We start from the raw sequence: 12,677 nt of genomic DNA, 5'->3' as shown, positions 1-12,677 counted from the left end.
GTAGGTCCTTGCGTCATCATCCGGCGTAGGGTACGGACGGCTAACCGCCGCCAAGGGGATTCAACCGTACCGATGGAGACGTCGCAAGACTTACCGATTAGCCGCGTTGGCGTGCGTCAGCGAGTCCACTGAAGTCGTAAACTTGATCTATCTCTCCCAAACCAGCCGCCGCGTGAAGTTAAAGTCGTTACCACTGATGCAGTCCGTTCCCGACCGCATACCGGTGAAACCAACGGTCGTACAAACTGTATCGCAGACGGAGTTTAGGGTAAAACCGCCGAAATCGCAGCATGCGTCCGTGCCAAACTCGTAATAACGCTCGTCGGCTACGCGCACTTCGTGGACTTGGGTCACTGCTGGATCCTGGCTCCCTCGGATGGCGGACTGTACGCATTCGGGGATGTCATCCGTAAGTAGGTTGAGATCGTCATCGTCATCACACGCGGCGCAGAAAAACACGAGCAGAAACAGCAGGAACAGCAATTTCATGGAATAAAGTTTATTTGCCTGACGGTGTTGGAGTATTAGACGTTGGTTGAATACGTACTTATTTTCTAAATAATTTTCGCAGGGTGCGGATATTGCGTTCGGGGATTTGCGCCACGTCCGGAAATTCAGCTACGGCGGAGGCGACGGTTGCTACCCGCAGCAACTGCACCACGGGGTGAGGCGCCTGATTAGTCAGGTTACCAGCATCATCCGCCGGTACGTCAGCAAATTGGTAGCCCGGATGGAAATGGGCTAGCTGCACTAACTCATTCGCGCCGGCTTCCGCCAGGACCTCTTCAAACGTTTCTACGAAATCTAGGAACTCACCAAAATCCGCCAGGGCATTCGGAAAAATTAAAAGGCTAGTTTCCACTTCCCCTGGCTCTTTTTCTAATAAACCTCGCACCCGCGACAGCGCCCAGTTAAAACACGTTTCTATGTCATCACTCGGCTGCTGCTCGAAGGTGACCCTACCCTCCCGAAACGGGCGGGCGGCGAAGGGACAAAGACCGTGTTTGATGACGAATTCCTCGACCCAGCGGCTGGTTTCTTCCACAGGATTCACGAGAGTGTGTCGTTCTGACGCTTGGATGTCGCGTAGTTCCGCCAGCGATCGAGCATGGTTTGCATGTCGTCGGGGAGGTCGCTGACGAAGGTCATGCGCTCGCCGGTTTCGGGGTGGGTGAAAGCGATGCTTTTGGCGTGGAGGGCTTGGCGCGGGCAGGCTTCGAAACAGCGCTCAGCGAAGATGCGGTACTTGCTGTAGATGGTGCCTTTGACGATCCGGTCGCCGCCGTAGCGCGAATCGCTGAACAGTGGGTGGCCGATGGACTGCATGTGGACGCGAATCTGATGCGTGCGGCCGGTCTCGAGTTTAAGTTGAAGAAGGCTGACGTAGTACAAACCTTCGAGCGTTTGGTAGTGCGTGATGGCGTGCTTGTGGTTGTCTTCCGGCTCTTCGAAGACGCGGTATTTCTGGCGGTTGTTCTGGTCGCGGCCGAGGTGGGCGTCGATGGTACCGGCCGGCGGATCGGGCTCGCCCCAGCAGACGGCTTGGTAGATACGGTCAATGGAGTGGTCGAAAAACTGCTTGGCCAGGTGGGTCATCGTGTTCTCCGTTTTGGCGACGAGCATGAGGCCGGAGGTATCCTTGTCGATGCGGTGCACGAGGCCGACGCGGTTCTCGTCGTTACCGGGTAGGGTGGGAATATCCTCGCGGTCGAGGTAGAATTTGAGGGCGTTGACGAGCGTGCCGTCGCGGTGGCCGGGCGCGGGGTGGACGACCATGCCGGCGGGCTTGTGGATGACCATGAGGTAGTCGTCCTCATAGCGGATGTCGAGGGGGATATCCTGCGGGATGACGTATTCTTCGCCTTCGGGGCGGTAGCGGGGGACCTCGATGGAGATCACCTCGCCGGGGTTGATGAGGTGGTTCACTTTTACCTGCTCGCCATCAACCAAGATCGTTCCCTTCTTGATACCATTCTGGAGGCGGTTGCGGGAGATCTTTCCTAGCCGGATGGACAAAAATTTGTCGATGCGGATGGGTTGTTGACCGGGGTCGACGGTGATGGTTTGGGTTTCTATGTGGTCTATTTGGGGCTTTGGCTTTAGCATTTGGCGAAGGTACGGCGGGGGATGACGGAAACGTGGGAATTGCGGAAATGTGAGGATGACGAAAATGTGGGAATCATTCAACTATGAAAATAATGTGATCGCAGGAATATTGTGAACGGGGGGACGTGGGAACAACGGAAACGAGAGGAATGGTGGAGACGTGGGAATAACAAAAACATAATAATAACGCAAACGTGGGGAAAACGAAAACCTGGGGAATGGCGGAGACGTGGGAATAACGAAAACGTGGGGAATGGCGGAAACGTGGGGATAACGAAAACGTGGGGATAATGGAGACGTGGGGATAACGGAAACGTGGGGATAACGAAAACGTGGGGAAATGGCAGGAACGTGGAAATGGCGGAAACGTGGGGATAACAGAAACGTGGGGAAATGGCGGAAAACATGGGATAACGAAAACGTGGGGAAATGGCAGAAACATGGGAATAACGAAAACGTGGGGAAATGGCGGAAACATGGGAATAACGAAAACGTGGGGAAATGGCGGAAACATGGGAATAACGAAAACGTGGGGAAATGGCAGAAACATGGGAATAACGAAAACGTGGGGAAATGGCAGAAACATGGAATAACGAAAACGTGGGGAAGCATCCCCACGCTACGATAGACGACCCTACCGGGCCTAAGAAAGATGAAAGAGTATTTAAGAAGCTCAACCGTCACTCCTTCACGAAGCGGTAAACGGCCGTAATGCCGACCCCCGCGGTGCTGATACCCGCTTGCAATCTCGCGGCAGCTATATCTCCAACAGTCAAAGCAAAATTGACGCTGGGAATAGCTTCTACCGCCACGTAAAAATTATCAGAAATGTTATACTGAAAGCCGAGCAGGTAACCAATCCCGGGCGTGACGCTGACGCAGGTAACCGATTCCGAAGCGGTAAGTCCAAGACCGATGGAAGGTTGCCAGCCAGTCACGAACTGAATGTCATTACCGATGTCCCGCCGCCGCTCCTTACCGATCGAAGCACTCACTTCGAACTGCGCGGCGCGGACGTCGTTTTCACCAACCAACAAATTCACATTAGCCAAAAGTAAGCCGTAACGTCGGTAGGTATTTTCGTCAATCTGCTTCTTGAGCAGCAAGTTGAAGTTGTCGAAGTTATTAAAACGCACGCCTACCTCCCGAATGTCGGACTGGGCGGTTAGGGGCGTGAGCATAAACAGGAGGGCAAAAGCGAAGTAGGTGCGCATATGTGGGGGTGGGTCTTTAAGTTTAGACCAACAATATTGCCCTTTCGCCGTCGACTTGCAAGCCCCTTAACACCCATTTAACCTGGCCCCCTGGTGTCGTAGTCTTCAGCAATCAGAATTGCTTGACAAAGAAAACCAGAAAGAATAACCAGCTACAAACTACCGCCTACCAGCCTACCGTCTAATCTTCCTACCGCCTAAAATCTAATACCCCCCAAAATACCGCCGCATAAACCACTCCGCCGCATAAAGCGTCAACAGTACAAAAAAGATCCACTTCAAGTGAATCACCGAGCGCGTATTCACCGTATCCAGCAAAATAGGTTTGACCGTTCCAGCTGCTTCTAGTCGCGCGGGTAGGTCGACCAACTGGGCCGGAAAGATCAATTCACCACCGTACCGCTCACTCAACTGCCGCAATAAGCCGTGATCCGCTTCCAGAGCATAACGCTCGACTTCCACCGCCTGCACGCTGAAGCGCCCGTCGTACGTCAGGTCCTCATTACCCGTGTTCGTCCGCGCGCGGAAGCGGTAATTACCAACTGGCAAGATGCCGGCGTCGAGCGTGTAGGCATTGGACGTGCGGGTGAAGGCAAATTCAAACTCCCGGCCGTCATCGCCCGTGATTGTTACCGTGGCTTCGGCGTCGTTGATGAGTTCGTAATTACTGTTGTACAGCTCGGCGTCGAGCCGGACCGGTTCGTTCTCGTCGAAGATATTTTCGGCAAGGTTGACGCGGAAGCGCCGCTTGTCTTCCTGCACGGTGAGGTACTGGCTGAGTTGGCTGATCAACTCGTCGAACCGTTCGTGGGTGCCGTTTTCGAGGAAGTCGAACAAGCGCCACTGCCAGAGTCCGCTGGCCGCAATTACGCCGGTCCGGACGCCCCGGCTTTCCCCGATCGTTACGAGGGGAAACTCGGTGTCGACGCGCCCGATCCGTTGCTGTAGTAGCTGCGTCGCGCCCGGGCCCGGGGTAAACTCACCGAACGGTGCGGTGAGCGGCGGGTAGCTGTTGATAGACTGTTTCAGTTCGTCGGAAAGCGTAAACAAGTTAAACCCAGCTACGAGCCGTCCACCCACCTCATTTCCGGATGCGCCGGCCGTTCCCCGGTAGGTGATCAAGTCCTGCGCGGCGTTGAAGGCGGCGGCGGGCGCACGCTCCCCCATCACGAATAGCGTGGGCGTCTTGTTCGTTCCGAGTTGCATCAATAATCCGGCAACGGGGTTTTTGGCGGAAGGCAATTGGTGCAGGATGACGAGGTCGTAATCACCTACTTTCCCGGAAAACTTTCCGGCGTACGCCACTTCGACTTCATTATTTTTACCCGTCGCCAGCGCTTGTTTGAAGGCACTCAAATCCGGATGCGGCGCATCGGCCAGGACGAGGATCTTTTGCCGCGCATCCAGCACGTCTACGAAAATATCCCGCCGGTTATTCGCCGTACTTACTTCGTCCGCAATCCCCGTCAGGGCGATCCGGTAGCGTTGCACGCCGGGGCGGTCGGCGGTGAGGACTACTTCTTTTGTGGTGAAAAAGTCGTCTCCCTGAATCGAAATATTTTCGGAGAACAGCACTTTACCACCCTCCCCCACCCTGCTTACCGTGAGGCGAGTGCTGGAGCCCGTGGCACCTCGCGCGGAAACGTCCACTTGAATCGAAAAACGGTCGTCGAGGTAAGCGATCTTGTTGTGGAAGACACGGCGGACGAGCAGGTCGCGCCGCTGGCTCGTATCGCCCAGCCCGACGGTATAAATCGGCGCTTTAATTTGTAAATCCCGGTAGGCGGGGTTGGTGCCTTCGTTGTAGATGCCGTCGGTGGCCAGCACGACCGCGCCGAGGTTTTGCGTCCCGTAAACATCGCTAATTTCGGTCAGGACGGCGTCCAGGTTGGTCCGCTTATCGGTAAACTGTAAGTCACCATCCGTCCGGAAGCTTTGCCCGAAGGTGTACTCAACGACTTGGTATTTTTCCGCAAGGGCATCCCGCAGCGCCGTCCACTGCGCGCGGTATTCCGTCGTATCGATTTCCATACCGACCGATTCGGATACGTCCTGCGCGAGCACGACTACCGGCTCCTGCTGGTCCCGATCGACGTAACGCAGCAACGGCGATAACAACAGCGCGGCCAGCAAACTGTACCCCAACCAACGTAAAATGCCCATCCCCCAGATCAGTCCGCGTGGCTGCTCCCGAAATTGCTGCTCGCGGAAGTACAGTACGAAGGCTACGACGAAACCCGCCGTGGCGCAAAGGATTAAGAACCAGGCGGGGTACTCGAAGGAGAGGTTATTCATTTAGGCGGTAGTGGGTAGGCGGTAGGCACGTAGGTGGTAGACCTCGGTTCAGTTGACCGCTTGCAAAGAGACAAACTTACGGTAGCGTTAGCCGGGTGGTGAGCTAATTGGCTTAAATAATAACGCTTCCAAGTATTTCATTCGGAGCGACCCTACCGCCTACCGCCTGAAAGCCTACCGCCTATTTATCAGCTAACAAACTTATAGCCAACGCCCCGCACGCTAAGAAAGTGCGTGGGCACCTTCGGTTCCGTCTCGAAATACTTCCGGAAGGAAAGGATAAAATTATCGATCGTGCGCGTGCTCGGGTAGACGTCGTAACCCCAGACGGACTGCAGGATTTGCTGGCGGCTAACGACTTCTCCCTGCCGGTCGGTAAGGAGTTTGAGGAGCATGGCTTCTTTTTTGGTCAGCGTAAAGTTACCCTGGTTACCGGTCGCTTCGTAAGTGGCGAAGTTGACTTGGTTCTTGCCAAAAACGTAGAGATCGGGCTTGACCTCCGGGTTCTTGCTGGTTCTTTCGATGAGGCGGCGAACGCGCAGCAGAAGTTCTTCGAAGACGAACGGTTTGGTGAGATAGTCATCGGCTCCTTTTTTGAGGCCCTGAATGCGGTCCTGCGCCTGGTCCTTGGCGGTCAGGAAAATGATCGGCGTTTCCCGGTCGCTCAGGCGAATCTGCTCCACCACCTGAAAACCGTTCACCTCGGGCAGCATCACGTCGACGATCATGATGTCGAAATGCTGCTCGGCGGCGTGCTTGAGGGCCTTGCGCCCGTCGGCGGCGGTGACGACCTCGTAGTCTTCCATTTCAAAATTGAGCTTGACCGTCTCGCGGATGTTTTCTTCGTCTTCGACCAGGAGGATTCGTAGCATGGGGCTTGCGTGGTTTTAAGAGCTTGTCGGGGGAATTAATTTTCTGGCCGAGAACAGCTTAATTTTAGTCTGATCAAGGTTAGAAAATCATCTCATAACGGGTTATTAGTTGATTTTCTAGACGACGAGCAGGCTAAAAGGAAGCGTTCGCAGGTCGAACATTAATTCCCCGACAAGTTCTCGGTTATCTGAACTACGTCTAAAGGCGGGGCGGGGTTGTTTGTTGCGAGGCTTTTGCGTCAGGTGCACCACATCTTTAGCTGAAGACCGGGGCGGCGGCGATAATTAATCCGTAGGGTCAGAAATCCTTTCCTGCCGGCTTGCGTTTAAGGTTGGGCGTGGTCGCAGGTGCAGAGATAATGGGACGAAGGAGCAATGTTAAGTGGCAAAACATCCATTCTCATTTAAACCGTACCTTGACGCCCGGATTTAACGACAACCAACAAACTATCCACTACCCCTCCCCCATGCCGCAAAGCTGGTCCTTCTTCCGCACGGCGGTCAAAAACTTCCGGTCCACCGGCGCGATCGCCAGCTCCAGCAAGGCCCTCGTCAAGAAGCTCATCGAGCCCCTCCCCGCCGACCGCCCCCTGCGCATCGTCGAGCTCGGCCCCGGTGACGGCTGCGTTACCCGCGCCATTCTCGACCGGGTTAATGCCGAGAGTCACGTGACCGCCTTTGAAATCAACACGACCTTTATCGATGTCCTCCACCAGATCGAAGACGAGCGACTTTCCGTCCTCCCCGTCGGCGCGGAACAGCTCCGGGAGTATTTTGAGGAGAATAGTGTTGACTACGTCGTTTCCAGCTTGCCCCTTTCCATGATTCCGAAGGAAGTGAAACTCGAAATTTTACGTCAAGCCCAGTGGGTTTTGAAACCTGGCGGGCAGTTCTTTCAGTACCAGTACGCACTTCAGGATTATAGCCTGCTGAAAGATTACTTCGGGCGGGTATCCGTCAGCTTTACCATGGCCAATCTACCGCCGGCGTTTATTTACTCCTGCATTGGATAAAACTTTGCTAATCGAAAGCAAGTTGAGTCTGCGCGTACTGCTACGGGCCGGATAAATTCGGTGATTTTGGTGACGTCTCTCGCTAAATAGAGTGAGCGAGAAAAACGCTGCTAATCGACTACTACGTAACCACTAAAGAGGCTTCAAAACAGTTTAGTAGTTCTGGCGAATATCGGGATGCCCTAACCGGTTTGCCCTCCGTACCGATACCCCGCACCCGCGACGCGATAGTTAGTCCCGTACTTAGTCGGGGCGTCCGCGCCATATCTTACAATACTAAAATAAGCGATCAATGAAGAACCTAACCAACCCACAAAATCTAGAATCCTGCCCCTTCCGCGGCACCCGCGTCAACGGCGCAATTGGCACCGCCCCCCAAATCGATGACTGGTGGCCCAACCGCCTGCAAGTGGAACTGCTGCACCAGGACCAACCCGCCGCCAACCCACTGAGTGGCGAGAGCTACGCGGAAGCTTTCAAAAGTATCGACTACGAACAGCTCAAGCAAGACACGCGCGAACTGCTCGTCGACAGCAAAGACTGGTGGCCGGCCGACTACGGCAATTACGGACCACAAATGATCCGCATGGCCTGGCACTCCGCCGGCACTTATCGGATCGCCGACGGACGGGGTGGCGCGGGGCAAGCCATGCAACGCTTCGCACCGGTCAGTTCGTGGTGGGACAACGGAAATACCGATAAATCCCGCCGCCTCCTCTGGCCCATCAAGCAGAAATACGGCGCGAAACTCAGCTGGGCCGACCTCATCGTCCTGGCCGGCACCGTCGCCCTCGAAATCATGAACTTCCCCACGCAAGGCTTTGCCGGCGGCCGCATCGACGCCTGGGAAGCCGACAAGAGCACCTACTGGGGGCCCGAATTCTGGAACGGCAAACCCTTCTCCGAATCTCCCGCAACCGGCGATTACCTCGGTCACCCCGACGAAATGGTCAGCCCGGACCTCCGCTGGGTCGGTGGCCTCAAGGAGGAATACCGCGATCTCGAAAATCCCCTCGCGGCTACCCACTCCAACCTCATTTACGTCAACCCCGAAGGACCCGGTGGCAACGGCGACCCCATGGATTCCGCCCGTAACATCCGCGAATCATTCGCGCGGATGGCCATGAAGGACGAGGAGACTGTCGCCCTCATCGCTGGCGGTCACGCCTTCGGCAAGAGCCACGGCGCCGTCCCCGCCGCCAAGATCGGCGCGGCGCCCGAGATCGCAAAGATTCAGGAACAAGGCTTCGGCTGGCACAATCCCGTCGGCACCGGAAACGCGGAATTCACTAGCACGAACGGTATCGAAGGCTCCTGGACGCCCGACCCGACGACCTGGGATAACGACTACCTCATTAACCTGTTCAAGTTCGAATGGGAAAAGACGAAGAGCCCCGCCGGTGCCCTGCAGTGGACACCCGTCGACAAGAGCGCACCAACAACGCCCGACGCCCACCGGCCCGGCATGGACCACGCGTTGATGATGATGACTTCCGATATTGCATTAAAAGTCGACCCGGCTTACCGGAAGATCTGTGAGAAGTTTCTCGGTGATTTCGACTACTTCACCGAAGCTTTTTCTAAGGCCTGGTACAAGCTTACTCACCGTGATATGGGCCCGAAGGATCGTTACGTTGGACCAGAAGTACCCGCCGAAGATTTTATCTGGCAAGATCCCATCCCCACACTCGATCACGAGGTCATTAACGCTGATGATATCGCCGATCTGAAACGCCGCATCCTCGGAACCGGGCTCACGGTTTCGGCCCTCGTTTCCGCCGCCTGGTCCGCCGCTTCGGTGTACCGCGACACGGATAAGCGCGGAGGAGCTAATGGTGCCCGCATTGCGCTGGACCCTCAGAATACCTGGGAAATCAATCGCCCGGAAGAGTTGACAAATGTTCTAACCGTACTGGGTGGGATGCGCGGTGACTTTAATCGCACGCAGGCGGACGGTAAGAAAGTCTCCCTGGCGGACCTTATCGTCCTCGGTGGTTGCGCTGCCGTCGAGCACGCCGCTAAGGCCGGTGGTGTCGAGATCGAAGTCCCCTTCACGCCCGGTCGGATGGACGCCAACGCCGAGCAGACCGACGCGGAAAGCTTCGACTGGCTCAAGCCCGTTGCGGACGGTTTTAAGAACTACTACAACGACAAAGTCGGCATCCAGATTCAACCGGAGCGCATCTTCCTCGACCGCGCTCAGCTACTGACGCTGAACGCTCCGGAGTGGGCCGTATTGGTTGGTGGTCTACGGGTTTTGGATCAGAACTGGGACTACTCCAAGCACGGTGTCTTTACCGACCGGCCCGGTCAGTTGACGAATGACTTCTTCCGCGTGCTCACGAGCATGGATTACGAGTGGTCGCCTACCGACGGCACCGAAATGTATTTCGACGTGAAGGACCGTAGTACCGGCGAGACTAAGTACACCGCTACCCGCTGTGACTTGATCTTTGGTTCCAATGCCCAGTTGCGTAATGTCGCCGAGGTTTACGGCGCGAACGACGGTCACGAGCGGTTAGTCAAGGACTTTGTTGCTGCCTGGGATAAGGTGATGATGCTAGATCGGTATGACGTGAAGGATAACTAGTTCTATCCGTGGAGTTAGCAATTTTCATCGGATGTACCTTTTGAGAACCGCAGCGAGGCGAGTATTCTCAAAAGTTCATCAGATGTATAATTGCGCTAACGCAGGTGCAACGCACGTAAGAAGGGGAGCAATATCACGTTGCTCCCCTTCCTAATTCACTGCACCCCCGATAGCTATCGGGGGTCCACTCCCAGTTGTTTAAAGCACCTTAAACAACCTCCAACTCCTTACCCACTTTCACGAACGCCGCAATCGCTTCGTCCAACTGCTCCCGGCTGTGAGCCGCGGACATTTGTACGCGAATCCGCGCCTTGCCTTTCGGTACGACCGGGTAAAAGAAGCCGATGACGTATATCCCTTCCTCCAGCAGGCGACTTGCGTAGGCCTGGGCCAGGGGTGCATCGTAGAGCATAACGGGGACGATGGGGTGATCACCGGGAAGGATATCGAAACCGGCGGCGGTCATTTTCTCGCGGAAATACTGGGTATTGTCCGCTAATTTGTCACGCAGCTCGGTGGATTCCGTCAGCATGTCGATCGCCTTGATCGAAGCGCCGACGATGCTCGGGGCGAGGGTGTTGGAAAACAAGTAGGGGCGGGAGCGCTGCCGGAGGATATCGACGATCTCCCTGCGGGAGGCCGTGAAACCGCCGCTGGCTCCGCCGAGTGCTTTTCCGTAGGTGCCGGTAATGATGTCTACCCGGTCCATCACGCCGCAGTATTCGTGCACGCCGCGCCCGGTCTTGCCGATGAAACCGGTGGAGTGGCATTCGTCGACCATTACCATCGCATCGTATTTGTCGGCGAGGTCGCAGATCTTATCGAGTTGGGCGATGGTGCCGTCCATCGAGAACGAGCCATCAGTGACAATGAGGCGGCGGCGAGCGCCGGAAGCCTTCTTGAGTTCTTCTTCCAGGGCGGCCATGTCGTTATGGTCGTACCGGTGGCGCTGGGCCTTACAGAGCCGGATGCCGTCGATGATGGAAGCGTGGTTGAGGGCGTCGGAAATGATGGCATCCTCAGCCGTCAGTAGGGGCTCGAAAAGACCACCGTTGGCGTCGAAAGCCGCGGCGTAGAGAATGCAGTCTTCGGTGCCGAGAAACTCGGCCGTTTTGCGTTCCAGTTCTTTGTGAATATCCTGGGTACCACAGATAAAACGTACGGAACTCAGGCCGAACCCGTGGCTGTCGATCGTGGCTTTTGCCGCTTTGAGGAGTTCGGGGTGAGAGGAAAGGCCGAGGTAATTATTGGCGCAAAAATTTAGCACGTCCGGCGTAGTGGCGGTGTCGATCTCAGCGCCCTGGGGCGTGGTGATGATACGTTCCTTTTTGTAAAGGCCGGCGGCTTTGATCTCTTCTATTTCGGTTTGGAGGCTATCCTGAATGCTGTACATACTATTGATTTAATTGTGGCGCGGGCGTTCCGACTAAGTACGGGACTCGCTTTGGCTTCGCGGGTGCGGGGTTTAGGGCATAAGTAGTCGCGTAGTTAAGCCGCGATCTGCCCCGATTGTTTAATTTTCAGTGCGCTCAACATCTCCTCCGTCATCCGTTCCAGGTTGAACTCCGGCTCCCAGCCCCAGTCGGTGCGGGCGGCGGAGTCGTCGATGCTGTCGGGCCAGCCGGCGGCAATGGCCTGGCGGTGGTCGGGGTTGTAATCGACGGTGAAGCCGGGGGCCTGCCGCTGAATCGAAGCAGCGACATCGGCGGGGCAAAAACTCAGCCCGGCCAGGTTGTAAGAAGTACGGATACGAATGGCGACCTTCGGTGCATCCATAATTTTGAGGGTGGCACGGATGGCGTCGTCCATGAAGATCATCGGGAGTTGTTCGTCCTTATCCAGGAAGCAACTAAAGGGCACGTTCTTGACGGCGGCGTGATAGATATCGACTGCGTAATCGGTCGTCCCGCCACCGGGCTGACTCTGATGGCCGATCACGCCGGGGTAGCGTAGGGAGCGCACGTCGAGCCCGTAACGGTTGAAGTAGTACTGCGCCCAGTTCTCACCTGCGGCCTTGCTGATGCCGTAGACGGTCACCGGATCGAGATGACAGTCGTTCGGCACGTCAGCCGCCGGGGCCGAGGGGCCGAACACGGCGATGGAGCTAGGGTAAAATACTTTATCGACGCCCTCCAGCCGCGCCGCTTCCAGCACGTTCAGCAGGGCGGTCATGTTGATTTCCCAGGTGCGCAGGGGCGCCGCTTCCCCGGTGGCCGAGAGGATGGCCGCCAGGTGGTAGATCTGCGTGACTTTGTTCTCCCGGACCATTTGTGTTAAGCCTTCGGCATCGGTTACGTCCAGTTGCTCGAACCGGCCAGAAAATTCTCTTTGCGGCGGGCGGATGTCGGTAACGATCACCCGCTCTCTGCCGAAGCGTTCCTGCAGGGCGGAGGTCAGTACCGTACCGAGCTGGCCATTGGCTCCGGTGATCAGAATGGTCTCGTTCATGATTATTGGTTTACTGTACAGGCATACTTACCTGGTAAATTTAAGCCTGTCGGTAATCTTTTGCTATCATTCTCACTTAATCAGTGATTATTCCCGCCAGACTGAATTTAGCCGGTATTTTTGTTTCTATGCCTTTCTC

General features: G+C 55.9%; 10 protein-coding genes. 2 read left to right on the top strand and 8 right to left on the bottom strand.

What is annotated here, in order from left to right; all coding sequences use genetic code 11:
* Positions 1 to 147: 147 nt before the first annotated feature.
* The 6 genes from GGR27_RS11870 to GGR27_RS11845 all read right to left on the bottom strand — a co-directional run bounded on the left by GGR27_RS11870 (position 148) and on the right by GGR27_RS11845 (position 6,487).
* Entirely contained in the window at positions 148 to 489 is a 342-nt protein-coding gene (locus GGR27_RS11870) for a hypothetical protein (RefSeq protein ID WP_168037665.1), read from the bottom strand.
* Positions 490 to 547: 58 nt separating this feature from the next.
* Positions 548 to 1,045 carry a DUF1415 family protein gene (locus tag GGR27_RS11865; RefSeq protein WP_168037664.1) on the bottom strand — a complete coding sequence of 166 codons (498 nt, stop codon included), beginning with the start codon at positions 1,043 to 1,045 and terminating at the stop codon, positions 548 to 550.
* Between the two features lie 5 nt (positions 1,046 to 1,050).
* On the bottom strand, positions 1,051 to 2,106 hold the full coding sequence (locus GGR27_RS11860; protein ID WP_168037663.1) for an RluA family pseudouridine synthase: 1,056 nt from the start codon (positions 2,104 to 2,106) through the stop codon (positions 1,051 to 1,053).
* Positions 2,107 to 2,786: 680 nt separating this feature from the next.
* Positions 2,787 to 3,320: a hypothetical protein gene (locus GGR27_RS11855; RefSeq protein ID WP_168037662.1), complete on the bottom strand. Its 534-nt coding sequence runs from the start codon at positions 3,318 to 3,320 to the stop codon at positions 2,787 to 2,789.
* 204 nt (positions 3,321 to 3,524) lie between these two features.
* Complete coding sequence (locus GGR27_RS11850; RefSeq protein WP_168037661.1) at positions 3,525 to 5,615, bottom strand: hypothetical protein; 2,091 nt, start codon at positions 5,613 to 5,615, stop codon at positions 3,525 to 3,527.
* Positions 5,616 to 5,803: 188 nt separating this feature from the next.
* Positions 5,804 to 6,487: a response regulator transcription factor gene (locus tag GGR27_RS11845; RefSeq protein WP_168037660.1), complete on the bottom strand. Its 684-nt coding sequence runs from the start codon at positions 6,485 to 6,487 to the stop codon at positions 5,804 to 5,806.
* A 416-nt stretch (positions 6,488 to 6,903) separates the two neighbouring features.
* Between GGR27_RS11845 and GGR27_RS11840 the strand changes: the two genes are divergently transcribed.
* Both GGR27_RS11840 and katG read left to right on the top strand, forming a co-directional pair.
* Positions 6,904 to 7,500, top strand: coding sequence for a class I SAM-dependent methyltransferase (locus tag GGR27_RS11840; protein ID WP_168037659.1), 597 nt, complete (start codon positions 6,904 to 6,906; stop codon positions 7,498 to 7,500).
* Positions 7,501 to 7,792: 292 nt separating this feature from the next.
* Positions 7,793 to 10,090, top strand: coding sequence for a catalase/peroxidase HPI (gene katG, locus GGR27_RS11835; protein WP_168037658.1), 2,298 nt, complete (start codon positions 7,793 to 7,795; stop codon positions 10,088 to 10,090).
* Between the two features lie 208 nt (positions 10,091 to 10,298).
* Here the strand turns inward: katG and kbl are convergent, their stop codons facing one another.
* Together kbl and GGR27_RS11825 are read right to left on the bottom strand one after the other, a co-directional pair.
* Positions 10,299 to 11,483 carry a glycine C-acetyltransferase gene (kbl, locus tag GGR27_RS11830; protein ID WP_168037657.1) on the bottom strand — a complete coding sequence of 395 codons (1,185 nt, stop codon included), beginning with the start codon at positions 11,481 to 11,483 and terminating at the stop codon, positions 10,299 to 10,301.
* 95 nt (positions 11,484 to 11,578) lie between these two features.
* On the bottom strand, positions 11,579 to 12,538 hold the full coding sequence (locus tag GGR27_RS11825; RefSeq protein WP_168037656.1) for an NAD-dependent epimerase/dehydratase family protein: 960 nt from the start codon (positions 12,536 to 12,538) through the stop codon (positions 11,579 to 11,581).
* Between the last annotated feature and the right edge of the window lie 139 nt (positions 12,539 to 12,677).

The sequence above is a fragment of the Neolewinella antarctica genome, assembly GCF_011927835.1.
GTDB classification, from domain to species: Bacteria; Bacteroidota; Bacteroidia; order Chitinophagales; family Saprospiraceae; genus Neolewinella; species Neolewinella antarctica.
Note: the sequence above shows the minus strand (reverse complement) of the source record. Positions and strands in the feature narration are given on the sequence as shown.